The organism is Streptomyces sp. MGP-P1, assembly GCF_057766565.1.
On the sequence record NZ_JBYMEM010000001.1, the window covers coordinates 1,019,194 to 1,045,781 of the forward strand.

Below are 26,588 nucleotides of genomic sequence, written 5' to 3' on the forward strand. Positions count from 1 at the left end.
GGCAGGAAACCTCCAGTCTTGGTCGCTACCGCCGGGTACGGGGGCACGTGATCCCACAGGAATCCGGCCCACACGTTGGAGCGTTGACAACAGCCTGGTCAGCGTGCTGGGGCGGTGACTGCGACACACCGGTGCGGGTGCCGGACAATGACGAAGGTCGGGTTCCGGCTTCGCCCATCCGGACCGAAGCCATCGCATACGGACAGAATCGGGGTTCACACCCATGGGACGGGCCACCGAACGCCGCCGCACCCTCCGCATCCGGGACGGTGCCGTCTCCTCCCGCGCGGACACCCTGGTGGCGGAGGAACCTCTGGAGATCCGCCTGAACGGCCGGCCGCTGGCCATCACCATGCGTACGCCGGGCGACGATTTCGCGCTGGCGGCCGGCTTCCTCGTCAGCGAGGGGGTGATCGCCGAGGGGGACGAGGTGCAGTCGATCGTCTACTGCGCCGGGGCGACGGCGGAAGGGGTGAACAGCTACAACGTGGTGGACGTGAAGCTCGCGCCCGGGGTCCGGGTCCCCGACATCACGCTGGAGCGGAACGTCTACACCACCTCCTCGTGCGGTCTGTGCGGCAAGGCCAGCCTGGACGCGGTGCGCACCACGACCCGGCACCCCGTGGCCGACGCTCCCCCGGTGCGGGTCACCCCGGAGCTGCTGTCCGCCCTCCCGGACCGGCTGCGGGCCGCGCAGCGGGTGTTCGACCGGACGGGAGGCCTGCATGGTGCCGCGCTCTTCTCCGAGGAGGGCGAACTGCTGGACGTCCGCGAGGACGTCGGCCGGCACAACGCGGTCGACAAGTTGGTGGGCCGGGCTCTGACGGACCACCGGCTGCCCCTGTCCCGGGCCGTTCTCCTGGTGTCGGGGCGGGCCTCGTTCGAGCTGGCGCAGAAGGCCGTGATGGCGGGGATCCCGGTGCTCGCGGCGGTTTCGGCGCCGTCGTCACTGGCCGTGGACCTGGCGGCGGAGAGCGGACTGACGCTGGTCGGCTTCCTGCGCGGCCCGTCGATGAACGTGTACGCCGGTGAGCACCGGATCGCGTTGGAGCCGGCGGTACGCCAGGGCTGAGGCGCGGAGGGGGGCGGGGCCCTGGGGCGGGGAGGCCCGGGGCGTACGGGGCCCTGGGGCAGGGGGCCCGGGGCGTACGGGGCCCTGGGGCAGGGGGCCCGGGGCGTACGGGGCCTCACTCCCCCGCGAAGGCCAGGCCCTCGGCGGCCAGCGCCTCGCGGAGGACCCTGATCGCTTTCGGGCCGACCCCGTGCAGCGCGAGGACCTCCGCCGCGGTCACGGTCGTGAGCTGGGCGAGGCGGGTGTGGCCCGCCGCCCGCAGAGCGCGCCGGGCCGGATTACCCGCCCCGTGCGGAAAGTCGTCGGCGGGCGTACCGGGCTCGTCGCTCATGGGCTTCCTCGCTGTCGGCTACCGGCTACCGGCTACCGGCTACCGGCTACCGGCTACCGGCTACCGGCTCACCGTAACCGGCGGGTCCGACAACGCCTCGGAAGGGGAATCCGAATCCGCCGGGTCCTTGGGCGGCTCGGGATCGCGGGAGCGGCGCTTGGCGATCACCGCGCAGACCATCAGCTGCAACTGGTGGAAGAGCATCAGCGGCAGTACCGCGAGGCTCGCGTGCGCCCCGAAGATCACGGTCGCCATCGGCAACCCGGCCGCCAGGCTCTTCTTCGACCCGGCGAACTGGATGGCGATCCGGTCCGCCCGGCCGAACCCGAGCCGCCGGGCCCCGTACCAGCTCAGGGTGAGCATCAGAGCCAGCAGGACCGCCTCGGCGGCGAGCAGCGCGCCGAGCCGGGCCGGGGTGACCTGGCGCCAGACGCCGGTGACCATCCCCTCGCCGAACGCCGTGTAGACGACGAGCAGGATCGACCCCCGGTCGACCAGGCCGAGAACCTTCCTGTGCCGGGTGAGGAGACCACCGACCCAGCGGCGCAGCACCTGTCCGGCGAGGAACGGGACGAGCAGCTGGAGCACGATCCTCAGCAGGGAGTCCGCCGAGAACCCGCCCCCGGTCGAACCGAGGAGCAGGGCGGCGAGCAGCGGGGTCACGAGGATCCCGGCGAGGCTGGAGAAGGACCCGGCGCAGATCGCGGCGGGCACATTGCCCCGGGCGATCGAGGTGAAGGCGATGGACGACTGGATCGTCGAGGGGACCAGGCACAGGAAGAGGAAGCCCGCCTGGAGCTCGGGCGTCAGCACGTACGGCACCAGTCCGGCGCTCGCCAGCCCCAGCAGGGGGAAGACGACGAAGGTGCAGGCCAGAACGGTGAGGTGGAGGCGCCAGTGCTTGAGCCCGTCGAGCGCCTCGGCCGCGGAGAGCCGCGCCCCGTAGAGGAAGAACAACAGGGAGACCGCGCCGGTGGAGGCCCCGCCCGCCACGTCGGCGGCGGTTCCCCGGGCGGGCAGCAGCGCCGCGAGGGCCACGGTCGCGGCCAGCGCCAGAATGTAGGCGTCGACCGGCAGCCAGGACGGCGGTCTCGGGATGCGGCGGGTCATCTGCTCGGGGTCTCCAGGGGTCGGTCCGCCGTGCCGGGCGGACAGCCGTGCGTGCCGCTGTCGCGGGCGGCCCAACGCGTACATGCGGTCCTCCGTACACGCGAGCTGCGCGCGGGCGGCCCCGCGTGCGGGCAGTCCTACGTGCGGGCAGTCCTACGTGCGGGCGTCCTGCGTGCGGGCGTCCTGCGTGCGGGCGGCGGGCCGTTTCGGCGTCCATCCTGCTCCCGTTCCTCCTCATCGGGAATCACGCATACCGCTCTGACTGTCATCGTGGATCCCGATAACGTGGGCGCATGGACGCCACGTACGACCCCACCCAGCTGCGTACCTTCCTCGCCGTGGCCCAGACCCTGAGCTTCACCCAGGCCGCGCGCAGGCTCGGGATCCGCCAGTCCACGGTCAGCCAGCACGTGCGGCGGCTGGAGGGGGCGGCCGGGCGGCAGCTGTTCGCCCGGGACACCCATCGCGTCGACCTCACCGAGGACGGCGAGGCGATGCTCGGCTTCGCCCGGACGATCCTGTCCGCGCACGAGCGGGCCGCCGCGTTCTTCGCGGGCACCCGGCTGCGCGGCCGACTGCGGTTCGGGGCCGCCGAGGACTTCGTGCTGACCCGCCTCCCCGAGATCCTGGAGTCCTTCCGCCGCGACCATCCGGAGGTCGAGCTCCAGCTCACCGTGGAGCTGTCCGGGACGCTGCACCGTCAGCTCGCGGCGGGCCGGCTGGACCTGGTGCTGGCCAAGCGGCGGACCGGTGACACGCATGGCGAGCTGATGTGGCAGGACGCGCTGGACTGGATCGGCGCGCCGCAACTGCGGGTCGATCCGGAGCGCCCCGTGCCGCTGGTCGTCTTCCCGCCGCCGGCCATCACCCGTGCCCGCGCCCTGGAGGTGCTGGAGGAGCACGGGCGGCCCTGGCGGATCGCCTGCACGAGTACGAGCCTGAGCGGCCTGGTCGCGGCGGCGCGGGCGGGCCTGGGGGTGATGGCGCACTCCCGGGGGATGATCCCGCCGGGGCTGGTGCCGGTTCCGGCCAGGGCAGGGTTGCCGGAGCTCGGCGGCGTCGACTTCGTCCTGCTGTACGGGAACCGCCGGGGCGCGGCCCAGGAGGCGGCCGACGCGCTGGCCTCCGCGATCCTGGCGGGCGGCGACCGGCTGCACCGCGGGACCGGTGGCGGGGAGGGACCGTAGCCACCCCAGCGGACTCGGAGCGGTCGCGGTCTTCGCGGTGGTCGCGGCCTTCGCAGTGTCGCAGTGGTCTCGGTGGTCGGTGGTCGCAGCGGTCGGATTCGGTGGAGATTCCGGCGCGAGCCGCTTACCCCTCCGTCAGAACTGGGCCGGACGGACGCCCGAGCCTTGCCCATCTGGCCGGATTTCGACGGTTGACCAGGGCGGACGACACGGTGCCCGAAGGGTCCGGGCCCCTCCCGTCGGGTCCCCGCTTGGGGTAGCGTCGCGGCGCTGTGCGGAGCGCCACGAGGAGCATGTCATTGCGCGATTTCACTGTCCCACCCCTGCCGGCCGCGCCTCAGGTCGGCGGTCTGGCCGATGTGGTCTTCGACTACGCGGCGGACGACCCGCACCGCGTCGCGCTCGGCCGCAAGGACGCCGGGGGCAAGTGGCGCGATGTGACCTCTGCGGACTTCCGCGATCAGGTGCTGGCCCTGGCCAAGGGACTGATCGCGCACGGGGTGCGGTTCGGCGACCGGGTCGCGCTGATGTCCCGTACGCGCTTCGAGTGGACGCTCTTCGACTTCGCGCTCTGGACCGTCGGAGCCCAGTCGGTGCCGATCTACCCGACCTCCTCCGCCGAGCAGGTCCTGTGGATGCTGCACGACGCCGAGGTGGTGGCGGTGATGGTCGAGCACGAGGACCATGCGATGACCGTCGGCTCCGTGATCGACCGGCTGCCGCGACTGAAGCGGCTGTGGCAGCTGGACGCCGGGGCGGTGGACGAGCTGTTCGGGGCGGGCGCGGACATCGACGACGAGGTGGTGCAGCGGCACCGGCACGCGGTGACGCCCGACTCCGTGGCGACCGTCATCTACACCTCGGGGACGACGGGCCGCCCCAAGGGGTGTGTGATCACCCACGCCGGCTTCATGTTCGAGAGCGACACGATGGTCACGCGCTGGGAGCCGGTGTTCCACTCCAGGCCCGGCGACGAGGCGGCCACCCTCCTCTTCCTGCCACTGGCCCATGTCTTCGGGCGGATGGTCGAGATCGCCGCGGTCCGCGGCCGGGTCAAGCTCGGCCACCAGCCGGAGCTGTCCGCGAACGCGCTGATGCCGGACCTGGTGACGTTCCGGCCGACGTTCATCCTGGCGGTGCCGTACATCTTCGAGAAGGTGTTCAACGGGGCCCGCCGCAAAGCCGAGGCGGAGGGCAGGGCCGGGCCGTTCGACAAGGCCGTCGACATCGCGGTGAAGTACGCCGAGGCCATGGAGCAGAAGGCGTTCGGGGACGGTCCCGGTCCCTCGGCCGGGCTGCGGATGCAGCACCAGTTCTTCGACAAGGTCGTCTACAAGAAGGTCCGCGACGCGATGGGCGGCCGGGTGCGGCACGCGATGTCGGGCGGTTCGGGCATGGACCGCCGGCTCGGGCTGTTCTTCGCGGGCGCCGGGGTGAGCGTCTTCGAGGGGTACGGGCTGACCGAGTCGACCGCCGCGGCGACGGCGAACCCTCCCGAGCGCACCCGGTACGGAACGGTCGGGCAGCCGATTCCGGGCACGTCGGTGCACATCGCGGACGACGGCGAGGTGTGGGTGCACGGGCCGAACGTGTTCTCCGGCTATCTGGGCGACCCCGGGGCCACCCGGGCGGTGCTGCGGGACGGCTGGCTCGCCACCGGGGATCTCGGTGCGCTGGACGAGGACGGCTATCTGACGATCACCGGGCGGAAGAAGGAGATCCTGGTGACGTCCGGCGGCAAGAGCGTCTCCCCGGCCGGCCTGGAGGAACGCGTACGGGCGCATCCGCTGGTGGCGCAGTGCATCGTCGTCGGCAACGACCGTCCGTACATCGCGGCGCTCGTCACCGTCGACCAGGAATCCGTGGACCACTGGCTGTCGATGCAGGGCCGCACCCCGCTCGGCCCGGCCGACCTGGTGCGTGACCCGGACCTGGAGATGGAGGTCCGCCGGGCGGTGGTGGCCGCCAACACGGCGGTGTCCCAGGCCGAGTCGATCCGTACGTTCCGGATCCTGGCCCATCCGTTCACCGAGGAGACGGGGCTGCTGACGCCCTCGCTGAAACTGAAGCGCAAGGCGATCGAGACGGCGTACGCGGTCGAGGTCGACGCGCTGTACCACTGACCCGGCGGCGACGCGGCGGCGCGTTCGAGGCCGCCGAAAGGGGACGGGAATGCTGTGGCCTGCCCGGTCGTTGTCGTGGGGAGTCATCACCCCACGACGTTAGGATCGATCGCTCGTGAGCAAGGTCCCCTCCATCACCCTCAACAACGGCCTCGACATGCCGCAGCTCGGTTTCGGCGTCTGGCAGGTGCCGGACGACGAGGCGGAGAAGGCGGTCGCCACGGCCATCGAGACCGGGTACCGGAGCATCGACACCGCCGCGATCTACGAGAACGAGACCGGCACCGGCAAGGCCATCGCCGCCTCCGGCATCGCCCGTGACGAGCTCTTCGTCACCACGAAGCTGTGGAACAGCGAACAGGGCCACGACCGCACCCTGCGCGCCTTCGACGCCTCGCTGGACAAGCTCGGCCTGGACTACGTCGACCTGTACCTGATCCACTGGCCGGTCCCGGCGAAGGACGCGTACACCGACACGTACAAGGCGTTCGAGAAGATCCTCGCCGACGGCCGTGCGAAGGCCATCGGCGTGTCGAACTTCCCTCCCGAGCACCTGAAGCGGCTGCTCGCCGAGACCTCCGTGGTGCCGGCCGTCAACCAGATCGAGCTGCACCCGCAGCTCCAGCAGGCCGAGCTCCGCGCCTTCCACGCCGAGCACGGCATCGCCACCGAGGCGTGGTCGCCGCTGGGGCAGGGCAAGGGCCTGCTGGAGGTGCCGACGGTCGTCGCCATCGCCCACAAGCACGGCCGTACACCCGCCCAGGCGGTGCTGCGCTGGCATCTGCAGACCGGCAACATCGTGATCCCGAAGTCCGTGACCCCCTCGCGGATCAAGGAGAACCTCGACGTGTTCGGCTTCGAGCTGGACGCCGACGACCTCGCCGCCTTCGCGGCCCTGGACGAGGGCAAGCGGCTCGGCCCCGACCCGGCGGAGTTCAACGTCGGCGCCTGAGCGTCCGGCCGACGGCGCCCCCACCGACCACGGTGGGGGCGCCGTCGTCAGCCGGTGCGCCGGCGGCAGTACGACAGGACGGCAGCAGGACAGTACGGCAGCAGGGCAGTAGGGCAGTACACAGGTCGAACCGGGGAGACAGGGAACATGAGCGGCGAAGTCACGCCCGTCGTCGAGGCGGGTCCGTACCGCCTGCGCAACGTCGGCAGCAAGCTGGTGCTGGAGGTGTACGGCGCCGCCAAGGGCAGTGGGGCCCGGGTCCAGCAGGGCGAGGACGACGGGACAGCCTCGCAGGTGTGGCGGCTGGCCCCGGTGCACGAGGGCGCGGCCCTCTTCCACCTGGTCAACGAGCACAGCGGGAAGCGGCTCGACGTGGCCAACGCCGATACGTCGAACGGCACGCGCATCCAGCAGTGGAAGGCCAACAACTTCGGCGCCCAGGAGTGGCTGATCGAGCAGCACGCGGAGGCGCCCGGGACGGTGACGCTGGTGAGTTTCATCAGCGGGCTCGTCATGGAGGTCGCGGACCGTTCCACCGAGGACGGCGGCACGATTCAGCAGTGGGAGGACACCGACTCCCCCTTCCAGTGGTGGCAGTTGGAGCCGGTGTCGTAGCGCAGCGGGGCAGCCCGGGACAGCGTCGCCGGTTCAGCCGCGGCGGCCGAGGTGGACCGTGCGGGCGGTGAGCAGGTGGACATCGGGGCGGTGGTGAAGGCCTTCGGGGTCCTCGGGGTCCAGGAGCCGGTCCAGTACCGCGCTGTCCTCGGCCGACAACAGGTCGCCCAGCACCTCGCGCTCTCGGGTGATGCTCGCGACGACATGGTCGCGGGCGGGGCCCGAGAGCGGTGCGGGCAGGTCGAGGAGGAAACTCCGGGTGCCCTGCGGGACGAGGCCGACCGCGGTGAAGAGCGCGCTCCAGTCCTCGGTCTCCCGCTTCGCTCCCGGGAGTTCGGACCGCATGTGCTGGAAGCGCGTGGCGGCGGCCGCGCCCATACGGGCCTCCAGGCCGGGCTGCCCGATGCCGATGTCGCGGGGCAGCCGCCGGGCGGGCAGGCCGCCCTCGACGAGCGCGACCGTGCCGCCGGGCCGCAGGAGCCCGGCGAAGCCCGCCAGAGCGGCGCGCTGGTCGCCCAGGTGGTGCAGGGAGTTGCCCGCCCAGATCAGATCGGCCTCGCCCAAACTGTCGAAGTCCGCGGGCAGTTCGGCCTCCAGGGTCTGGAAGCGGTCGATCACGCCGAGACGCCGCGCGCAGTTCCTCGCGCGTTCCAGAAGGGCGGGCGTCGCGTCCACCGCCACCACTTCGGCCCCGGGGAAGACCTCGGCCAGCAGGCAGGAGACGACGCCGGGGCCGCTGCCGATGTCCAGGACCCGGCGGACCTTCGGAGCGGTGGGCAGGGCGGCGATCCAGCGGGCCGCCTCCTCGTACTGTGCGCCGTTGAGTTCGGCCTCCTGCTCCAGCAGGGGTCCGAGGACGTCCCAGTCGATGTCCGTCGCGGGGTCGCCGCCCGATCCGTGCACATGGGCGTGGGCAGGGGCGTGGGCGTGTACGGGCGTGGCGGGTGCGTGCGCGTCGTGGTGGCCGTGACCGGCGTGGCTGCTCATGCGATCAGCCTCTCCGAAGGACGGTCGACCGGCAATCTTCTTTGCCGGTCCGGCAAATCGAGGTGGCTGCCGGGCTGGGTTCGAGGAGGTCGGCCCGGAGGCGGAACTCCTGGCCGAAAGGTTCTTGCGACGCCGCTGGACGGCCACGACGCGGCAACGACGGACGACGTGAAGCGGGCCCTGGGACGGGAACCGACGCACTTCTCCGACTTCGTCTCCGAGGCCTCCGGGAACGGTGCCCGGGCAGGGCTGGACCGGCACACCGCACCCCGCCGACCGGGCCGACGGGGGTACGCCCCGTGCACACCGACCGAACGGTAGGCGGAGCGCACATATTGCCGGGGTGCTCCTGGGCCCATAACTTGCCCTTATGGAGCTCGAGTTGCGCCATCTGCGAACGGTCCGTGCCATTGCCGACACGGGCAGCCTCACCAAGGCCGCCGCCACCCTGGGGCTTGCCCAGCCTGCCCTCAGCGCTCAGCTGCGGCGGATCGAGAAGGCCCTGGGCGGCGCTCTGTTCGACCGCGACCACACCGGGGCGCGGGCCACCCCGCTCGGCGAACTGGTGCTGGGGCGGGCCCGGGTGGTGCTGCCCGCGGTCAGTGAACTCCAGGCGGAGGCGGTGCGGTTCGCCAATGCCACGGGGTCGCCGGACCGGTTGCGGCTGGGCGGCACTCACGGTCCGCTGCTCGGCGGTCTGGTGGACCGGATGGCCGCCGCCCACCCGTTGGTGCCGGTGTCGACGTACACCTCGTGGTCGGTCGCCGAGATCGCCTCGCTGGTGATCGACGGCCGGCTGGACTTCGCGCTGATCGGAACGTGCGGCGAGAGCCCGCCGCCGCTGGCGGACCGGCTGGTCTGGGAGGTCGTCGGGGTGGACCCGGTCTTCGTGATGCTGCCGGAGGATCACGCCCTGGCCGGGGAGACGGAGCTGGAGCTGGCGGCCCTCGCGGACGAGTGCTGGGCGGACGTGCCCGGCGAAGGCTGCTTCGCCGACTGCTTCACCGCGGCCTGCGCGCGCTCGGGCTTCACCCCGGCGTCGGTGTACGAGACGGACACCTCGTCCGTCGTCCATCTGGTGCAGGTGGGACGGGCGATAGGGCTGTGCCGGGCGACGTTCCCGCCGGCGCCCGGCCTTGTGACCAGACCGCTGGCCGGCGCACCGCTCAGCTGGCGTCATCTGGTGGGCTGGCACCCGCACTCCCCCGCCGCGGACGCCGCGTCGGGGACGGTGGCCGGAGCGACCCGCGCGGCCTACGCCGAGGCGGTCTCGCGCAGCCCGAGCTACGCGCGGTGGCTCGGCGCGCACCCGAGGTTCGGCACGGTCGCCTGAGCACCCGGCCCGGGGCCGGTCGGCCCACTGCAGCGCGGCCCCGTGGCCCGGGGCCCGGGGCTGATCGGACTCGCCGGACCATCCGCCCCGCGGGACCATCCGCCCCGTGGGACTATTCGGCCCCGTGGGCCGGGGCGGCGTCGGCCACCCGGGCGGCGAGCGCGAAGTCCTTCTCGGTGACCGCGCCTCCCGCGTCGTGCGTGTGGACGGAGAGGGCCACCGTGTCGTATCCGAGCGTCAGGTCCGAGTGATGGTTCAGCTCGTCCTGGATCCGCGCGATGTGGACCGTCAGCGCGGCGGCGGCGAAGTGGGAGGGCAGCCGGAAGGTCCGGGTGATCCGGTCCCCTTCCAGCGCCCAGCCGGGCAGTCTCTCCAGCCGGCGGTCGATCTCGGCCGGCGACAGCGGCTCTGCGCTCATGGAACGGCTCCCGTGGGTCTCGGTGGATCGGCGCATGCGTCACAGCGGGCCGGGGCGGCCCGTACCGGCCCCGGCCCGCCGGTGACGTTACGGTCTTGGCATGACGACTGTCTTGCCCGACACGGGAGTAGGGCCGCTGCTGCGGGACTGGCGGGAACAGCGGCGCATCAGCCAGCTGGAGCTGGCCCTTCGCGCCGACTCCTCGGCCCGCCACATCTCGTTCATCGAGACGGGCCGCTCCCGGCCCAGTGAGGACATGGTCCTGCGGCTGGCCGAGAAGCTGAACGTCCCCGTCCGTGAACGCAACGCCCTTCTGGTGGTGGCCGGTTACGCACCCCGCTACGCGCAGACGCCGCTCGACGACCCCGCGATGGCCTCCCTCCGCGAGAGCCTCGACCGGCTGCTCGCGGCGTACGAGCCGTATCCGGCGCTCGTGGTGGACGGCACCTACGGGGTGGTGGCGGCCAATCGGGGGATCGCCCTGCTGCTCGAAGGGGTGCCCGAGAAGCTGCTGGCCCCGCCGGTGAACGCCATGCGGCTCACCCTCCACCCGGAGGGGCTCGCCCCGCGCATCGTGAACCTCCCGGAGTGGCGGGCGGACCTGCTGGCGCAGATGGACCGCCAGATCGCCCTCGTACGCTCGCCGGAGCTGCGGGCGCTGTACGACGAGGTGGCGGCCTATCCGGTCGCCGCACGGGCGGCCGGCGCGGGCCGTCGCACCGACGGTGCGGGCGGTACGGGGCGGGAGCGCTCCGCCGCGTTCGCGCTGCCGATGCTGCTCGAACACGGGGGCCGGGTCCTGTCGTTCGTGTCGTCGATCGCGACGTTCAACACTCCGATGGACGTGACGGTGGCCGAGCTGGCCATCGAGACGTTCCTCCCCGCCGACCGGGAGACCGCCGCCTATCTGCACGCGCACGTCCCGTCCTGACCCTGCCCCCTGCCTTCCCTGGGCCCTGGGCCCTTGGGCCCTTGGGCCCTCGGCGCCACGACCTGCCGGGGCGGCCGGTCGTGGCGCCGGAGCGCGGGGTCACCTCAGACGCGCGCTCCGTTGTCGAGCGGATCGCGCCGGGGAGCGCCCGCGCGCCCGCGCGCCGAGCTCTTCCCCTTGCCGGGGGCGGGCGGCGGGGCCTTGGCGTTCCGCTCCAGGAGGATGGCCCCGGGTACGGCGGCGAACACCGAGGACCACGTGCCGACGACGATGCCGATGAGCAGGGCGAGCGCGAAGTCGGCGAGGGAATCGCCGCCCAGCACCGCGAGGGCGGCCAGGATGAACAGAGCGCCCACCCCGGTGTTCACCGTGCGCGGAACGGTCTGGAGGACGGCCCGGCGGGCGATGACGTCCAGCGGTGTCCGCCGGTTCGCCCCCCATGTCTCCCGTACCCGGTCGAAGACCACTACCGAGTCGTTGACCGAGTAGCCGATCACGGTGAGCAGGGCGGCCAGGAAGATGCCGTCCACCGACCGTCCCAGCCAGGCGAAGGCCCCCACCACGAGGATCACGTCGTGCACCATGGCCCCGACGGAGGCCACGGCGAACGTCCAGCGGAACCGGACCGCCAAGTAGGCCAGCTGAACGGCGACGGCCACCCCCAGGGCGATCAGGGCGTTGCGCCGCAGTTCGTCGCCGAGGCTCGGGCCGATCAGCTCGTCCCGTACCTTCGTCGTCTCGCCGCCCTCCTCGGCCAGCGCGGTCCGCAGGGCGTGTTCGCCGTCGTTGTCGAGCTTCCCTGTGCGTACGGACAGGTCGCCTTCCCCGGCCGTGGTGACCTCGGCGTCCCCGAACCCGGCGGCGGCGAGCGTGTCCCGGGCCGTCTCGACGTCGACCGGCCGGCTGGTGGAGTACTCCACCAGGTCGCCCCCGGTGAACTCCACGCCCAGATCGACGCCGCGTACCACGATCCCGGCCACCGCGACGGCGACCAGGGCCGCCGAGACGACGAGCCAGCGGACCGGCTTGCGGAAGAGCTTCGGGTCCTTGCGGACCAGCCAGGTCCGCACGGCGCCGGGGCGCGCGATGCCGTTGACGCTCCGGTGGTCGCCGACGAAGCTGGAGTTCGCGGCGATCTCGGTGAGCGCGCGGGCGATGACCAGCGCGGAGAACATCGAGGCGATGACCCCGATGGCGAGGGTGACCCCGAAGCCCTTGACGGGACCCGAGCCCAGGAAGAAGAGCAGTCCGGCCGCGATCAGCGTGGTCGCGTTGGAGTCGGCGACCGCGCTCCACGCCTTCGTGAATCCGGTGGTCAGGGCGGAGCGCAGGGAGCGTTTCGGCCGTTCGGCGCACTCCTCCCTGGCCCGTTCGAAGACCAGGACGTTCGCGTCGACCGCCATCCCGATCGCGAGGACGAAACCGGCGAGCCCGGGGAGCGTCAGCGTGACGCCGAGAGCGACGAGCGCGGCGTAGGAGATCACCCCGTACGCGGCCAGCGCCACGGCGGCGAGCGCGCCGAAGAGTCGGTAGACGAGCGTGATGAAGAGAGCGGTGGCGGCTGCGCCGATGAGCGCCGCCCGGGCGCTCGCGTCGATGGCCGCCGCTCCGAGCGTCGGGCCGACGGTCCGCTGCTCGACGATCTCGACGGGCACGGGCAGCGCCCCGCCCTTGATGAGCAGCGCCAGGTCACGCGCCTCGTCCGCGCTGAACGAGCCGGTGATCTGGGTGGCCCCGGACGGCAGTCCGGCCCGGCAGCCGACGGAGGGGTCGACCTGCGGCGAGGAGATGACCTTCTCGTCGAGGACGATGGCGACCCTCCGGCGGTCGTCCCCGGCGGGATGGCAGGCGGCCTCGCCGGTCAGCCGCTTCCAGTCCTGACCGGCGTCCTTGCGGAATTCGAGCGAGACGCTCCAGCCGGCACCGCCCTGCGCGTCGAAGCCCGCGGTGGCGTCCTCGACGCCCGCGCCGGAGAGCCGGGCGGGGCCGAGTGCGAGGGCGCGGCCCTGCTCGTCGGAGAGGGTCAGCCCGTCGGGGTCGGCGGCGGAGCCGGGGTCGGCGGTGGGACTCGGGGCGGCGGTGGGGTCGGAGCCCGGGGGCTTCTCGTCCGGTTTCCCGGCCGCCGGCCCCTCGACCGCGTGGAAGGTGAGCTGGGCCGTCCGGCCGATCACTTCGGCGGCCTGGCGCGGATCCTGGACGTCGGGCAGTTCGACGATGATCCGGTCCTCGCCGGACCGGGTCAGGGTCGGCTCGGAGACGCCCAGCGAGTCGATGCGCTGCCGCAGCACCTCCAGGGTGCGGTCGGTGGTCTCCCGGTCCGCCTCGACGGTGGCGGTGTCCCGGGCCTGGAGCACGATACGGGTGCCGCCCTGGAGATCGAGGCCGAGTCTGGGCGACATGGTCAGGCTGATGTAGACGGAGACGAGCAGCACGGCGACAGCCAGAACCGCTCGCACCATGGTGGCGCGAGTCATGGAAATCCTCCGGTGGGGCGCCGAGCGCCCTCACCTCAGTGAGGACGCGGCGCCGGAGCGGCAGAACAGGACGGATGAGCGGTCGTGGGACCGGTGGTCCTGCCCGGAGGTCCCCGGACGTCGGGGAGCGCGCCCCTGCGACCGCCGGGTACGTCGGAGGAATCCGCGACGACGTGCTGTACGCCGGCGCGGGGCTCGGCCGCCCCAGGTGGAGCGGGCGTCAGCGCGTCGTGCGGCGGCGGTGGCGCGTGAAGAAGCAGGTACGCCCGGCCGGTGCCCGCCCGGGGGGCCTGCGCCGGATCGGCCGCCGCGCTGGGCTGCTCGTGACCGGCCTGCGCCACCGCACCCGCACCCGCACCCGCACCCGTGTACGCCTCGGCCACGACGCCGCTCGCGCGCTCCGGCCCCCAGCGGTCGGATCCGCCGAGGTGCCGGGAGACGTGCACGGCGTGGTGCCCGCCGAGGTGCTGGAAGACGTGCCCGGCGTGCCGGGGCTGCGGTGCGGTGGGTGCCGAGGCGGCGGGGACGGCGGTGACGACGGGCGCGAGGCTCCGGGAGGTCGGTGGGGCGAGCGCGGCACCGGGGGCCGAGGCGGCGCCGACCAGGGTGAGGACGGTGAGGACCAGCGTGGCCAGCAGGGACCGCACCTGGGACGCGTTCGGCCGGGACGGTCCCGGGTGCCGCGTCACCTCGGTCGGCCGAGTCGCTCGGACGACACCGTCGGGTGGCGGAGCACGGAGCTGAGGATCTGTCCGGCGCCGCGGACGACCGTGGTCGACGGGTCGTCGGCCAGGCGCACCCGGGTGCCGAGGCAGCGGGCGATGCGATCGGTGACGTCGGCTCGTAGCGCGCCGCCGCCCGCGAGCACGGGGCCCTTGCGCAGGGCTCCGCGGATCGCGCCGTGTCGGTCGTGCCGCCACATGGACGTGATCATGTCGAGCACCGTGCGGACGAGGACGGCCGGCAGCTTCGCCGGATCGAGGCGGTCGAGGTCGTCGAGTCCGCTCTCGGTCTGCCGGGCGTCGGCCACCAGGCCGTTGACGAGGAGCGTGACCTCGGTCAGCTCGGCTCCCATGTCGACGACGAGAAGGGGGCCCGTCTCCCTCGGTCCGGCGTACGCGGCGGCGGCCCGTGCGCTGCTGAGGACCAGGACGCGCGACGTCCCGAGCCCGGCGAGCAGGGCGCGCGCGGCGGTGCGGTGTTCGGCCCCGGCGAGCACGGGGTGGCTGAGCACGATCACGCTGTCGCTGCGGTCGGGCCCCAGGGCCATGTCGGCGATGCGGCCGAGCAGACGGCCGCAGGACTCGGGGTCGACGATGCGCCCGCGTCGCACCGGCCGCTCGTCGCCCCCGTGGGAACCGGAGCCGGGGAACGCGTCGAGAACCAGTCCCCGGCCGGGCACCCAGGCCCGGGTGCGGGAGCTGCCCAGGTCCAGGGCCAGCCCCCGGGCGGCCGGGGGCACGCCCGGTGCGCCCTGGGTGCCCGGGACGCGCAGCTGCTGGTGGCGCGTCCGGAGCCCCCCGTGGGAACGGCCCGCCCCGAATGCCCCGGCACCGCTCCCGTCACGAAGCGGTCCGGGGCCCTTCCCCCATGGGCCCGCACCCGGGCGGAGCGGCCCTCGCCACTCGCCGGGCGCGGAAGTGAGCGGGCCGCGAACGGCCGGGACCGGAGTCGTCGGGAGAGCAATGGTCGGGGCGGGGGCGGCCGGGGCGGGGGCGGTCCGGGCAGGTGCCACCCGGTCAGGTGCGTAGAGCCCGTGAAGTCCGTGTAGTCCGTGGGACTCGTGAAGTCCGTGAAGCCCCTCGGGTGCTCCAGGTCCGCCGGGGACGGGAGGCCTTCGGCCCGTACCGGCGTCCTCGGACGACGGCGGGACGGCGCGACCCGGTCGCTGTCCGTCGTGCACAGAACGCATCGTCCCTCACCCCCGGCCGCCCGTCGCAGCCGCCCACGCACCCGTCGACCCCACTGATAGCGAGGCACGACCGAGCCCTCACTATGCAATACGGGGTGGTGGAACGCCACTTCCTCACTGATTCACAGGCGCACCAGCGCGGCGCGCACGGCAGCCGACCGGCTCAGGCCTCCTCCCCCGTCGCCAGGAAGGCGCCGACCAGCTCCGCGAACTCCTCCGGCACCGCGATCCGGACCCCCAGGTCCTCCGCCTTGGTCCGCTTGGATCCGGCCTTCTCCCCGGCCACCAGCAGACTCGTGCGTTTGGAGACGCTGGAGGACGACTTGCCGCCGGCCCGCTCGATCAGCTCGTTCACCTGGTTGCGCGACAGCTTCTCCAGCGCTCCGGACATCGCGCCCGTGACCACCACGGTCATCCCCGCCAGGGGCAGCGCGGAGCCCGTTCCGGTGTCGCCACCGGTCTCCGCGCCCCCGCCCGTCGCCGCGGCCTCCTCCTCCGTGCCCGGCTCCGGAGGCGGGGTGGCCCCCGGCTCCGTCATGGACACCCCGGCCGCGACGAGCTTGTCGATCAGCGGCGTCAGCTCCACCAGCTCGGCGACCACCGCGGCCGCCTTCTCCTTGCCGATGCCGTCGACCCGCTGGAGCGTCTCCGCGTCGGCGGCGATGATCCGGTCCATCGAGGCGAAATAGCGTGCGATGCGACGCGACATCGAGCGCCCCGTGCCCCGTACGCCCAGGGCGCAGAAGACCCGGGACAGCGGCCTGCTCCGGGCGGTTTCGATGGCCGCCAGGAGGTTGTCCGTGGAGGTCTCGCCCATCCGGTCAAGGGCGAGCAGCTGATCCCGCTCCAGGGTGAACAGGTCCGCGAAGTCCGCGACGAGGCCCGCGTCGACGAGCTGGACGACCCGTGTGGAGCCGAGGCCCTCGATGTCGAGCTGATCGCGCCCCGCCGCATACGAGACGGAGGCGACCAGACGGCAGTTACGGCCCCGGGTGCAGCGCCAGCGCTGCTCGCTCGTGTCGATGTCGGAGCCGCACTGCGGGCAGCACTCGGGGAAGGCGATGGGCGTCTCGTCGCCGGTGCGCAGGTGCACCACGGGGGCCTCGATGCGCGGGATGATGTCGCCGGCCTTGTAGACCATGACCTGGTCCCCCAGCCGCAGGTCGCGGCGGGTGATGTCGGCCGGGTTGTGCAGGGTGGCGTAACCGACGGTGGAGCCGTCGATCTCCACGGGCTCCAGGACGGCGCGCGGCGCGATGATGCCCGTGCGCCCGACGTTCCACTCGACGGCCAGCAGGCGGGTGATCTTCTCCACGGCGGGCAGCTTGTAGGCGATGGCCCAGCGGGGCGCGCGGGTGCCTGAGCCGGCCTCGCGCTGGTCGGCCGCGAGATCGGCCTTGATCACGATCCCGTCGATGCCGAACGGCAGCGAGGCGCGCAGGGCGCCTATCGCGTCCACCCGAGCCTGGACCTCCTCGACCGTGGTGGCCCGGAGCGGGGCGACGTCGGTGCCCGCGGCCGTGTGCACGCCGAGATCGGCGACGTACGCCAGGATCTCGCTGTGGGGCAGTTCGGCGAGGGCCTCGGCGACCTCTCCGGAATCGGGCAGCGGCAGCGCGCCGTAGGCGAAGAAGGTCGTCTCCACCCGGTAGGCGCGGTCCTTGGCGCGCAGGGTGCCCGCGGCTCCGTTGCGCGGGTTGGCGAAGGGGGCGCTCGCCGTGTTCCGTACGGATCGCGTTGCCCTGTTCGAACTGCTCGTTCGTCATGAGGATCTCGCCGCGCACCTCGACGGTGACCGGGGCTGCCAGCCGCTCCGGCAGGCCGACGACGGCGCCGGCCGCGTGCGAGACGTCCTCGCCCGCCGTGCCGTCGCCCCGGGTGATGAGGCGCTCGAACCGGCCGTCCCGGTAGCGCGCGGCGACCGCCAGGCCGTCGAGCTTCGGCTCCACGCTCCACGCGGTCACCGGTCTGCCGATCCGCCGCTCCAGCGACGCGGTCCAGGTCACGAACTGCTCGGCGGAGAACACGTTGTCCAGCGAGAGCATGGGCACCGTGTGCGGCACGTCGCCGACGGCGGCCCCGCCCGCGACCTTGCCCGTCGGCGAGTCGGCGAGCACCTCCTCCGGGTGGTCCGCCTCGTACGCGGCTATTCCGCGCGCCAGCCGGTCGTAGGCGTCGTCGTCCAGCGCGCTCTCGCCCGTGGCGTAGTACGCCGCGGCGGCGACGGAGGCCTCCTCCACCGCGGCGGCATAGGCGGCGGCATCGGCGAGCACAGCAGCTGAGTTCGTCATGGCCACCATTCTTCCGCCCACCACTGACAACGCCCCCGCCCCCTCTCCCCGCCCCGATCCCGAAAGATCGCTCCGGCCTCCCTGGAGCGGGCGTCCACCGACCCGGTTCCGGGGCCCCGGTGCCGGGGCCGACGCCCTCGTGACGGCGCGCGAGACCTTCCTCGCCGAGCTGGAACGGCCGCCGGGCGCGGTGCGGGCCCTCGGCTGAACGGGGCGGCCGGCCTGCGGGTATAAAGGGCTGCATGACAGCCGAAGTGCCGCAGCCCGTACGCCCCGCGACCTTGGAGGACGTGGCGGCCGTGGCCGGTGTGTCACGGGCGACGGTGTCCCGGGTGATCAACGGAGCGACCACGGTGGACCCCGCCCTGCGCACGGTGGTCGAGGAGGCGGTGGCGACCACCGGTTACGTGCCCAACCGCGCCGCCCGCTCGCTGGTGACGCGGCGCACCGACTCGGTGGCCCTGGTCGTCTCGGAGCGTGAACGTCGGCCGATGTCCGAGCCGTTCGTCGGCCGGATGTTCTCGGACCCGTACTTCGGACGGGTCGTCAGCGGGCTGCTGGAGGTGCTGCGCCCCGCGGGCATCCAGATGGTCGTGATGCTGGCCGACGACGAGGCGTCCCGGGGCCAGTTGCTCTCCTATCTGCGCCACGGCCATGTCGACGGGGTCGTGCTGATCACCACGCACGCCGACGACCCGCTTCTCGGGCTGCTCCAGGACACCAGGATGCCCGCCGTCCTCGCGGGCCGTCCCCACCGTCCGTCCCCGCTGGCCTATGTGGAGGTGGACCAGCACGCCGGGGCGCGGCTGGCGGCCGACCACCTGGCCGCGCTGGGGCGACGCCGCATCGGGACCATCTCGGGACCCCAGGACATGCCCGCGGGGCAGGTGCGGCTGACCGGTTTCCTGGAGGCCGCCGCCGCCCACGGCATCGACGACGTGACCTGCGCCGAGGGGGACTTCACGCATCTGGGCGGGGCCGCGGCGATGCGGCGGCTGCTGGCGGACCGCCCCGACCTCGACGGGGTGTTCATCGCCTCCGACCTGATGGCCCTGGGCGCGCTCCCGGTCCTGCTCCGGGCCGGGCGCGACGTGCCGTCCGACGTGGCCGTGGTCGGCTTCGACGACAGCAGCGCGGCGGCCGCCTGCGACCCGCCCCTGACCACGGTGCGGCAGCCGGTGGAGGAGATGGCCGCGGAGATGGCCCGGCTGCTGCTGAAGCAGATCGGCGAACCGCGCGGCCCCTCACCCTCCGTGCTCTTCCCGCCGACGCTGGTACGCCGGCAGTCGGCCTGATCCGGCGACAGGCGGCTGATCGGGCGGCGGACGGCTTGCGGGCTCGGACTCCGCGGACCGCTCGGACGGCTCGGGCGGCTCGGGCGGCTCGCAGGAGAGCGCATCATCGAAGAGCGACGCCCCTGCCGGGGAAGCGGCCTGTCGGAGGACGGCCCGCCGGTCAGGCCGTCGTGCCCGGCGCTTCCGGCACCGGGGCGTCGCCCGGGAAGGGCTCGTCCGCCAGGCCCCTCCCGCCGAAGCCCTCGGCCCGCACCGGTACCTGGGGCCCGGAGGACTCCTGGAGCCAGCGGGTCAGCACCCGGTGCACCGCCTCGGCGCCCACCAGCCCGCCGCCCGGCGGTGCCGGTGCGCCCTCCGCGGTCTCGGCGGCCACGATGTCGAGCGGATCCGTCAGCGCGCGCGGCCAGAGCAGGAACGGCCGGGACTGTTCGCCGCCGAGGCCGCCGTGCGAGCCGACCTGCTCCTCGAAAGCGTGCACGGTTCCGGTGGCGGGGTCGTACATGGAGTTGACCATCACGTCGGCGACGTGCGGAAAGGTGTCGGTGCGCCGTACGGCGGCGGCCGCCCCGACGCCGAAGACCGCGAGCGGCCCCTCACCGTCGGTCAGTTCGGCGATGGGTACTTCGGCCCCGCCGGGCCCGAGGACCACGGAACCGTGTTCCCCGGTGCGGACGAGGAGGAACCCGATCCCCGGATGGTTGGCGAGCGTGGAGAGCAGCGCCGGGTGGCGGCGCTCGATCTGTTCGCGGGAGGCGCGGCCCTCGATGTCGGGGAAGGAGATCAGCCCGAGGTTGCCGGAGGCCAGCACGATCGGGTCGGAGAGCTTGGCCGGGTGCTCGGCCTCCTGCCCCTCGACGGGGCGGTGCAGGGCGATCCGCACCGCGTCGCGGGCCTCGGAGGCGCTGAGGGTGCGCTGGGCCCGGCGGGGCACGGGCAGCCCGCAGCCCGCCCGGACGAGGTCCTTGAGCGTGAGCCCGTACTTTCCCGCGAACGTCTCGCCGGGGCTCTGGCCGTGGTCGGAGAGAAGCACGATCCGGTAGGCGCGCGGGGTGTGGTCGGCGATCTTGGCTATCAGCGCGAGGGACCGGTCGAGGCGTACGAGGACCTTCTCCGCGTCGCGGCTGTGGGGTCCCGAGTGGTGGGCGACCTCGTCATAGGCGACGAGGTCGGCGTAGACGGCGGTGCGTCCGGCGAACATGTCGCCGAGGACGGCGGCGGCGACCACGTCGCGCTCCACGACGGTCGCGAACGCGCGGATGAAGGGGTAGAGCCCGCCGCGCTTGATCCGCGGTGTGACCTTCCGGGCGCGGGCCCGGGTCGACTGGCCGATCTCGCGCAGGACCTCGGCGACGAAGGACAGGGCCGTACGGGTGGCGTTGGCCGGGTCGGAGAAGTAGGCGAAGTATCCGGCGCGGGAGCGGCGGCCCTTGCCGCGCCGGGCGGCCATCGAGAGCACCAGGGCGAGCTGTCCGGCTCCGCCGCTGAAGAGGTTGCCCCGGCTCGCGCCGTCGACGGTGAGCAGACCGCCGTCGCGGGTGCGCTCGATGGCCCGGCGCTGCATTTCGAGGGCGCTCGCGGGACGGCTGGAGACCATGACGGTGCGGGTCTCCTTCTCGTACCAGCGGAACGCGGGCACGTCGTGGTTGCTGCCGTGCAGGATGGCGAGCTGGCTGGCGCCGGTCTGGCTGGACCAGTCGGTGCGCCAGGGGGTGAGCCGGTGTCCGGACGAGTCGTCGAGCCAGTCGGCGACGGTGGGCATGAGCCCGTCGGCCGCGGCCTTCACCAGAACGTCGTGGCCGACACCGTCGAGCTGGAGGAAGACGGTGCCGGGCGGTCCGTCGCGGCCCGGTTCCGGCGGGCCCGGGGACCGGCCGCGTCGACGGCGCCGGTCGGCGAGCCGGGACAGCCGGCGGCGGTAGGCCTCGTCGTCGCGGACGGCGAGGGCGGTGGAGGTGGCGGAGGCGACGGCGGACATCACGGCGGCGACGACGACCGCCGTCTCCGGGTCGGCGTCGCCGCGCCCGTCCGGGATGAGGCGCAGCGCTACCAGCAGCAGCGAGCCGTTGAGGAAGAAGACCAGGGCGCCCAGGACGAGCGCGGGCACGATGAGCAGGGCCCGTACGAGGACGGGCCAGACCAGGGCGGACAGGAGGCCGAAGGCTCCCGCGCCCCAGGCGGCGGTGAAGGCCGTCTTGGTGGTGGTGTCGCCGTCGTCGGCCTCCAGCTGGAAGTCGGGCAGGGCTCCGGCCAGCACGAGCATGGTGAGGGTGGACACCGCCCAGACCGCGATCACCCGCATCAGGGCTCTGCCCGCCGTACGCCACTTCCCGTCACCCACGCCGGTCCACCTCATGCCCCTCCGCGCCGGGCCCCGGTCGTCCGAAGCCTGACCTTCAGCTTTTCACAGCGGCGACGCCGGTCGGCTGCTTCGGTGGGAGCGGCCGAGGCCCGGCGGGACGGTACGGGGGGCGCATAGGCTCGTACCGGCAGCGCGGGCGGGAACGGCCGCGCGCGCCGCGCCGGGATCAGGAATGCACGGATCACAGATCACAAATCACAGATCACTGATCCCAGATGACTGATCACTGATCACTGATCACGAGGATCGAGCGAGGAGGCCGAGGTGCCGGTGGAGATCACCTGGTGGGGTCATGCCACCTGCACGATCGAGGACTCGGGGGTGCGGGTGCTGACCGACCCCTTGTTCGTACGGCGCTTCGCGCATCTGCGTCGCCGCCGGGGCGAGGTACCGCCCCCGCGGGCCGCGGTCGCCGAGGTGGTGCTGGTCTCCCACCTGCACTCCGACCATCTGCATCTGCCGTCGCTGGCCCGGTTGGCTCCCGGCAGCCGGCTGGTCGTGCCGAGCGGGGCGATCGCGGCCGTGCCGGGTCTGCGGGCGCTGCGGCGGATGCGGCAGTTGCACGTCACCGAGGTGAGCCCGGGCGAGACGGTACGCGTCGGCGAGGTGCGGGTGCGGGCGGTCCCCGCCCTGCACGACGGGCGGCGGCTGCCGGTCGGGCCGCACCGCGCGCCGGCGCTCGGCTATGTGGTCGAGGGCGAGGCACGGACGTACTTCGCCGGGGACACCGGGCTCTTCGACGGGATGGCCGAGGCGGTGGGGCCGGTGGACGTGGCGCTGCTGCCGGTGGGCGGCTGGGGCCCCTACCTGGGGCACAGCCATCTGGACCCGGCCCGCGCCGCCGAGGCGCTGACCCGTCTGGCGCCGAGGTCAGCGGTGCCGGTGCACTACGGCACGTACTGGCCGATCGGTCTGGACGGAGTGCGCCCGCACGAGTTCCACGCGCCGGGCGACGAGTTCGTGCGGCAGGCGGCGAAGCGTGCGCCCGAGGTGACCGTGCATCTGCTGGGGCACGGCGAACGCGTCAGACCGGAGGCCGGCCCGTGATCGAGGAGATCCAGCAGGTGGTGCGGGAACTGCCCACCGGGTCGGCCCAGCAGGCGGTCGGCTATCCGACGCTGTTCGCCCTGGTGGCGCTGGGGTCCTTGGTGCCCGTGGTGCCGACGGGGGCACTGGTGAGTTCGGCGGCGGTGGTGGCCTTCCACCAGACGTCGCCGCTCACTCTGCTCTTCGTGTTCCTGACGGCGTCGACCGCCGCGTTCCTCGGGGACGTCTGCCTGTACTGGCTGGGGCAGCGCGGGGTCCGGTCGAGGAACGGCTCGAAGTGGCTGGAGGCGATCACCCGCCGGGCGGCGCCGGAGCGGCTGGCCCAGGCGCAGGAGAAGCTGGCGCGGCACGGGGGGACCGTGCTGGTGCTGTCCCGTCTCGTTCCCGCCGGGCGGATCCCCGTGATGCTGGCGTGCCTGCTGGGCAGGATGCCGTTGCGGCGGTTCGCCCGGGGCGATGTTCCGGCCTGCCTCGCCTGGGCGGCGACGTACCAGTTGATCGGCATCCTGGGCGGTTCGCTGTTCCCGGAACCGTGGCAGGGAGTGGTCGCGGCGGTCGCCCTGACGTTGCTGATCAGCGGGGCTCCGGCGGTGTGGCGCAGACTGCGGTCGCGGTTCGGCCCCGAGCCGTCGTAGGCCCTGTCGTCAGACTCCCGGCTGCCCTCCGGGCGACGACGGGACTTCGACGACAGGGCCTGGCCGCGCTCAGCGCAGCGCGCCGAACACCGCCGCGAAGCCGTCCAGCGCCCGCGCCACGTGTGCGAGCTCCAGGGGCTCGGCCGCGGTGAGGGACTCCGTCTGCTGCTGTGGCGTGGCGCCCAGCAGCGGTCCGGTGCCCAGGCGTACGCGCAGGGCGCCCAGCTCGTCCCCGAAGCGGTGTCCGCCCGGGGCCGGTGCGCCGAGCCGGTCGGTGAGGTACTCCTCCAGCTCCATGGAGTCCGTCACGCCCACGTCCGCGAGCCGCGAGCGCAGCGGCCCGAGGTCGGCGTAGAGGTGGCGGCCCGCCTGCGGGGGGCGGGCCAGGGCGCCGGCGCCGAGGACCGCACGGTGGGCGGCGGCGGCGACCTGGGCCTGGAGCGCCGCGGCGCTCCGGATCCGCTCGCGCACGTACTCCGGCTCCCCCAGGGCGTGGGCGGCCGCTCGGGCGACCGGAGCCGCGACGAGGGCGCCGAGCGCGGTGAGGATGTCCAGGGTGCGGGCGTGCCAAACGGCGGCCCGGGCGGTGTCCGGGAAACGGGCGACGGCGACCGGCCAGGCGGCCGGCACGAGGGCTCCGGACAGGTCGGCGATCACCGTGACGTCGTCCGGGCACATCTCGGCGGGGCTGAGCAGGACGGTGTCGCGGGGCCGGTGCACGGTGTCGCGCCAGGTCTCGTCGCTGATGATGTGCAGCCCTTCGCCGACCGCCGCCTCGCACGCCTCGTGGACCAGCTCGGGCGGGGCGACGGTGGCCGTGGGGTCGTCCACGAAGGAGAGCAGCAGCAGTTTCGGCCGGCCGCCCTCCGCACGGACCCGGCGGACGGTCTCCAGCAGGGCGTACGGGTCGGGCACGCCGCCGCATTCTGCCGGGGTCGGCACGTGGTAGGCGGGACGGCCCAGCAGGCGGGCCTGCGGCATCCAGGCGGCCGGGCAGGGGCGCGGCATGAGGACGTCACCGCCGTGGGCGCCGATCAGGGCCAGGAGGAGCGGCTGGGCGCCGGGGGCGGCGGCGATGCCGCCCACCGTTCCGTGCAGCCCCCGCCGGTCCCAGTAGCCGCGGGCCGCCTCGCGCAGCTGGACCCCTCCGCCGGGGGGTTCGGGGCGGGTCCGGGCGGAGGCGGCGGCGAGGACGGCGGCCAGTTCCGGGAGGACCGGGAGGCCGGGGTCGGGGGCGGGCGGGCCGTAGCGGACGGGGCCGTGGTCCTCGTGCGCGGGTGCGTGGCCCTCGGTCCCGTGCATCCGGCCCTCCTCCGCCGCTCTTAGCTTCTTCGCCCCGCGTCTGCGGAGTCTCCGGCGTCTCCGCCGCACCGTCCGAAACATCGGGCCCGGGTCCGGGTCCGGGTCCGGGTCCGGGTCCGGCTCCAGGCCCGGGTCCGGCTCCAGGCCCGGGTCCGGCTCCAGGCCCGGGTCCAGGTCCGGCTCCAGGCCCGGGTCCAGGTCCGGCTCCAGGCCCGGGTCCAGGTCCGGCTCCAGGCCCGGGTCCGGCTCCAGGCCCGGATCCGGGTCCGGGTCCGGCTCCGGGTCCGGCTCCAGGCCCGGGTCCAGGTCCAGGCCCGGGTCCAGGCCCAGGCCCGGGTGCTCCGGTTTCGCTTCTCGTTCTCCGGGTCGACGGGTCGACGGCCTCTGGTTTCTTTATACGGAGGTTCCGGACGGCCCGCCCGCCCAGTCGCGCACCCGCTCCCGGGGGCCGTCGCCGGGATGGCCGTTCCGCCGCCCGGTGGCGGCACGTGGCCGGGGTCTCAGCGCGCCTGCTGGTTCAGCGTGGCCCGGCCGGGTATTCGCTGACCCATGTCCTCCATGTCCTCACCGAGAACCTCACCCGCCACCGTCCACACCACGGCTCCCGCCGTCGCCCGGGTGCGCGACTGGCTGCAGGAGCGGGACCTGGCCGTCTTCCGGAGCGTCGCGGACCGGCACTGGCCGGGCGCCGATCCGCTGCTGCCGAGGCTGAGCCGGAGCGCCAACCACGGTCTGCTCTGGTTCGGGGCGGCGGCCGGGATCGCGGCCCTCGGCAGCAGTGCGCGCTCACGCCGGGCCGCGCTTCGCGGGGTGGCGTCCCTCGCCGTGGCCTCGGTGGCGATCAACACGGTCGGCAAGGGCGCGGTGCGCCGCGAGCGGCCGATAGCGGACCTGGTGCCGGTGGTGCGGCAGCTCAAGCGGCAGCCGATCACCACCTCCTTCCCCTCGGGCCACGCGGCGTCGGCGGCGGCCTTCGCCACGGGGGTGGCCCTGGAGTCCAAGGGCTGGGGCGCGGTCGTGGCCCCGGTCGCGCTGGCCGTGGCCGCCTCCCGTGTCTACACCGGGGTGCACTATCCGAGCGATGTGCTGGCGGGTGCGGCGCTCGGCGTGGGGGCCGCGTTCGCGCTGCGCGGGGTCGTGCCCACCCGGGGCCAGCTGCCCGCTCCCGGCCGCCCGCCGGGCGAGGCCCCGGCGCTGCCCGCCGGCAAGGACCTCGTCGTGGTGGTGAACCAGGAGTCGGGCACGGCCACCGCGACCGCGTCGCTGGTGCGCGAGGCGCTGCCCGCGGCGGAGGTGGTGGAGGTGCCGCCCAAGGAGCTGTCGGCCGCGATGGAGAAGGCGGCGGGGCGGGGACGGGCGCTGGGTGTCTGCGGAGGCGACGGCACGGTGAATCTGGCGGCCTCCGTTGCGGCGACGCACGGGTTGCCGCTGGCGGTCTTCCCCGGCGGCACGCTGAACCACTTCGCCTACGACCTGGGCATCGAGACCGTCCACGACACCGCCGCCGCCCTCACCGCGGGCGATGCCATCAAGGTGGACCTCGGCCGCTTCCGGCCGGGGCCCAGGGGTGCGGACGGGGCGGACGGGTATTTCCTCAACGCCTTCTCGCTGGGCGTCTATCCGGAACTGGTGCGGACCCGGGAACACTGGTCGCCGCGGATCGGCGGCTGGCCGGCCGGTGTGCTGGCGGCCTTCCACGTGCTGCGCGGCCGGCGCCCGCTGGAGGCCGAACTCCAGGGACGCAGGCGGCGGTTGTGGCTGCTCTTCGTCGGCAACGGACTCTTCCAGCGGGTGGGCCCCGCCCCGGGCGCCGCCACAACCTGGCGGACGGGCTGCTGGACGTCCGGGTGGTGCACGGCGGCCGGACGCCCGCGCTGCGTCTGCTGGCGGCGGCGGTGGCGGGCCCGCTGACCCGCTCCCCCGCGCATGCCGCCGTGCGGCGGCGCCGGGTACGGATCGGCGGCCTCGTTCCGGGGACTCCGTACGCGTACGACGGTGAAGTGGCCCACTCCGGAACGGAACTGACGATCGACAAGCTGCCGGAGGCGCTGACCGTCTACTGCCCGATGTCGACCTGACCTCCCGGTCTCCATCTCCCGGTCTCCATCTCCCGGTCCCGACCGCGCGGGGACACCTCGATCGTCCGCATAGCAAGACAGCTATCTCACCATCCGACATGGCGGCGTACGGTGGTCCCTGTCGCCGCGCCCGTCG

19 protein-coding genes and 2 pseudogenes are annotated in these 26,588 nt (G+C 73.7%); 11 read left to right on the forward strand and 10 right to left on the reverse strand.

Annotation, left to right across the window (positions count from 1 at the left end; all coding sequences use genetic code 11):
- Positions 1 to 223 precede the first annotated feature (223 nt).
- Complete coding sequence (fdhD, locus tag AC3CH1_RS04615) at positions 224 to 1,072, forward strand: formate dehydrogenase accessory sulfurtransferase FdhD (RefSeq protein WP_488461674.1); 849 nt, start codon at positions 224 to 226, stop codon at positions 1,070 to 1,072.
- A gap of 115 nt (positions 1,073 to 1,187) precedes the next feature.
- Here fdhD and AC3CH1_RS04620 read toward each other — a convergent pair whose 3' ends face one another.
- The gene (locus AC3CH1_RS04620; RefSeq protein WP_488461675.1) at positions 1,188 to 1,403 is read right to left on the reverse strand and encodes a helix-hairpin-helix domain-containing protein; all 216 of its coding nucleotides are present in this window, start codon (positions 1,401 to 1,403) and stop codon (positions 1,188 to 1,190) included.
- Between the two features lie 60 nt (positions 1,404 to 1,463).
- A complete protein-coding gene (locus tag AC3CH1_RS04625) occupies positions 1,464 to 2,513 on the reverse strand; it encodes a bile acid:sodium symporter family protein (protein ID WP_488461676.1) in 1,050 nt (349 codons plus the stop codon).
- 293 nt (positions 2,514 to 2,806) lie between these two features.
- Between AC3CH1_RS04625 and AC3CH1_RS04630 the strand changes: the two genes are divergently transcribed.
- The 4 genes from AC3CH1_RS04630 to AC3CH1_RS04645 all read left to right on the forward strand — a co-directional run bounded on the left by AC3CH1_RS04630 (position 2,807) and on the right by AC3CH1_RS04645 (position 7,390).
- The gene (locus AC3CH1_RS04630; RefSeq protein WP_488461677.1) at positions 2,807 to 3,700 is read left to right on the forward strand and encodes a LysR substrate-binding domain-containing protein; all 894 of its coding nucleotides are present in this window, start codon (positions 2,807 to 2,809) and stop codon (positions 3,698 to 3,700) included.
- Between the two features lie 323 nt (positions 3,701 to 4,023).
- Positions 4,024 to 5,823 (forward strand): AMP-dependent synthetase/ligase, encoded by a 1,800-nt coding sequence (locus tag AC3CH1_RS04635; RefSeq protein ID WP_488462144.1) that lies wholly within the window; start codon positions 4,024 to 4,026, stop codon positions 5,821 to 5,823.
- Positions 5,824 to 5,938: 115 nt separating this feature from the next.
- Positions 5,939 to 6,775, forward strand: coding sequence for an aldo/keto reductase (locus AC3CH1_RS04640; protein WP_488461678.1), 837 nt, complete (start codon positions 5,939 to 5,941; stop codon positions 6,773 to 6,775).
- A gap of 147 nt (positions 6,776 to 6,922) precedes the next feature.
- Positions 6,923 to 7,390: an RICIN domain-containing protein gene (locus tag AC3CH1_RS04645; RefSeq protein ID WP_488461679.1), complete on the forward strand. Its 468-nt coding sequence runs from the start codon at positions 6,923 to 6,925 to the stop codon at positions 7,388 to 7,390.
- A 33-nt stretch (positions 7,391 to 7,423) separates the two neighbouring features.
- Here AC3CH1_RS04645 and AC3CH1_RS04650 read toward each other — a convergent pair whose 3' ends face one another.
- The gene (locus tag AC3CH1_RS04650) at positions 7,424 to 8,377 is read right to left on the reverse strand and encodes a class I SAM-dependent methyltransferase (RefSeq protein WP_488461680.1); all 954 of its coding nucleotides are present in this window, start codon (positions 8,375 to 8,377) and stop codon (positions 7,424 to 7,426) included.
- A 370-nt stretch (positions 8,378 to 8,747) separates the two neighbouring features.
- On the opposite strand from AC3CH1_RS04650, the gene AC3CH1_RS04655 reads away from it, so the two are divergent.
- Positions 8,748 to 9,710: a LysR family transcriptional regulator gene (locus tag AC3CH1_RS04655; RefSeq protein WP_488461681.1), complete on the forward strand. Its 963-nt coding sequence runs from the start codon at positions 8,748 to 8,750 to the stop codon at positions 9,708 to 9,710.
- Positions 9,711 to 9,822: 112 nt separating this feature from the next.
- Here AC3CH1_RS04655 and AC3CH1_RS04660 read toward each other — a convergent pair whose 3' ends face one another.
- Positions 9,823 to 10,128 (reverse strand): 4a-hydroxytetrahydrobiopterin dehydratase, encoded by a 306-nt coding sequence (locus AC3CH1_RS04660; protein ID WP_488461682.1) that lies wholly within the window; start codon positions 10,126 to 10,128, stop codon positions 9,823 to 9,825.
- Positions 10,129 to 10,228: 100 nt separating this feature from the next.
- Between AC3CH1_RS04660 and AC3CH1_RS04665 the strand changes: the two genes are divergently transcribed.
- Entirely contained in the window at positions 10,229 to 11,059 is an 831-nt protein-coding gene (locus tag AC3CH1_RS04665; protein ID WP_488461683.1) for a helix-turn-helix domain-containing protein, read from the forward strand.
- Between the two features lie 104 nt (positions 11,060 to 11,163).
- Here AC3CH1_RS04665 and secD read toward each other — a convergent pair whose 3' ends face one another.
- The 4 genes and pseudogenes from secD to ligA form a co-directional block, all read right to left on the reverse strand.
- Positions 11,164 to 13,533, reverse strand: coding sequence for a protein translocase subunit SecD (secD, locus tag AC3CH1_RS04670; RefSeq protein ID WP_488461684.1), 2,370 nt, complete (start codon positions 13,531 to 13,533; stop codon positions 11,164 to 11,166).
- A gap of 35 nt (positions 13,534 to 13,568) precedes the next feature.
- The gene (locus tag AC3CH1_RS04675; RefSeq protein WP_488461685.1) at positions 13,569 to 14,180 is read right to left on the reverse strand and encodes a hypothetical protein; all 612 of its coding nucleotides are present in this window, start codon (positions 14,178 to 14,180) and stop codon (positions 13,569 to 13,571) included.
- Positions 14,181 to 14,218: 38 nt separating this feature from the next.
- Entirely contained in the window at positions 14,219 to 14,935 is a 717-nt protein-coding gene (locus tag AC3CH1_RS04680) for a rod shape-determining protein (RefSeq protein WP_488462145.1), read from the reverse strand.
- 673 nt (positions 14,936 to 15,608) lie between these two features.
- A pseudogene (ligA, locus tag AC3CH1_RS04685) lies at positions 15,609 to 17,745 on the reverse strand (NAD-dependent DNA ligase LigA).
- Between the two features lie 233 nt (positions 17,746 to 17,978).
- Here ligA and AC3CH1_RS04690 point away from each other — a divergent pair.
- A complete protein-coding gene (locus AC3CH1_RS04690) occupies positions 17,979 to 19,031 on the forward strand; it encodes a LacI family DNA-binding transcriptional regulator (protein ID WP_488461686.1) in 1,053 nt (350 codons plus the stop codon).
- 160 nt (positions 19,032 to 19,191) lie between these two features.
- Here AC3CH1_RS04690 and AC3CH1_RS04695 read toward each other — a convergent pair whose 3' ends face one another.
- Positions 19,192 to 21,369 carry a phage holin family protein gene (locus AC3CH1_RS04695; protein ID WP_488461687.1) on the reverse strand — a complete coding sequence of 726 codons (2,178 nt, stop codon included), beginning with the start codon at positions 21,367 to 21,369 and terminating at the stop codon, positions 19,192 to 19,194.
- 285 nt (positions 21,370 to 21,654) lie between these two features.
- On the opposite strand from AC3CH1_RS04695, the gene AC3CH1_RS04700 reads away from it, so the two are divergent.
- Together AC3CH1_RS04700 and AC3CH1_RS04705 are read left to right on the forward strand one after the other, a co-directional pair.
- Positions 21,655 to 22,437: an MBL fold metallo-hydrolase gene (locus AC3CH1_RS04700; protein WP_488461688.1), complete on the forward strand. Its 783-nt coding sequence runs from the start codon at positions 21,655 to 21,657 to the stop codon at positions 22,435 to 22,437.
- The gene (locus AC3CH1_RS04705; protein ID WP_488461689.1) at positions 22,434 to 23,072 is read left to right on the forward strand and encodes a DedA family protein; all 639 of its coding nucleotides are present in this window, start codon (positions 22,434 to 22,436) and stop codon (positions 23,070 to 23,072) included. The genes AC3CH1_RS04700 and AC3CH1_RS04705 overlap by 4 nt, the downstream gene beginning before the upstream one ends.
- 69 nt (positions 23,073 to 23,141) lie before the next feature.
- Here AC3CH1_RS04705 and AC3CH1_RS04710 read toward each other — a convergent pair whose 3' ends face one another.
- Positions 23,142 to 24,374, reverse strand: a complete 1,233-nt coding sequence (locus AC3CH1_RS04710) for an aminotransferase class I/II-fold pyridoxal phosphate-dependent enzyme (protein ID WP_488461690.1) — start codon at positions 24,372 to 24,374, stop codon at positions 23,142 to 23,144.
- Positions 24,375 to 24,932: 558 nt separating this feature from the next.
- On the opposite strand from AC3CH1_RS04710, the pseudogene AC3CH1_RS04715 reads away from it, so the two are divergent.
- A pseudogene (locus AC3CH1_RS04715) lies at positions 24,933 to 26,452 on the forward strand (phosphatase PAP2 family protein).
- The last annotated feature ends 136 nt before the right edge of the window (positions 26,453 to 26,588 follow it).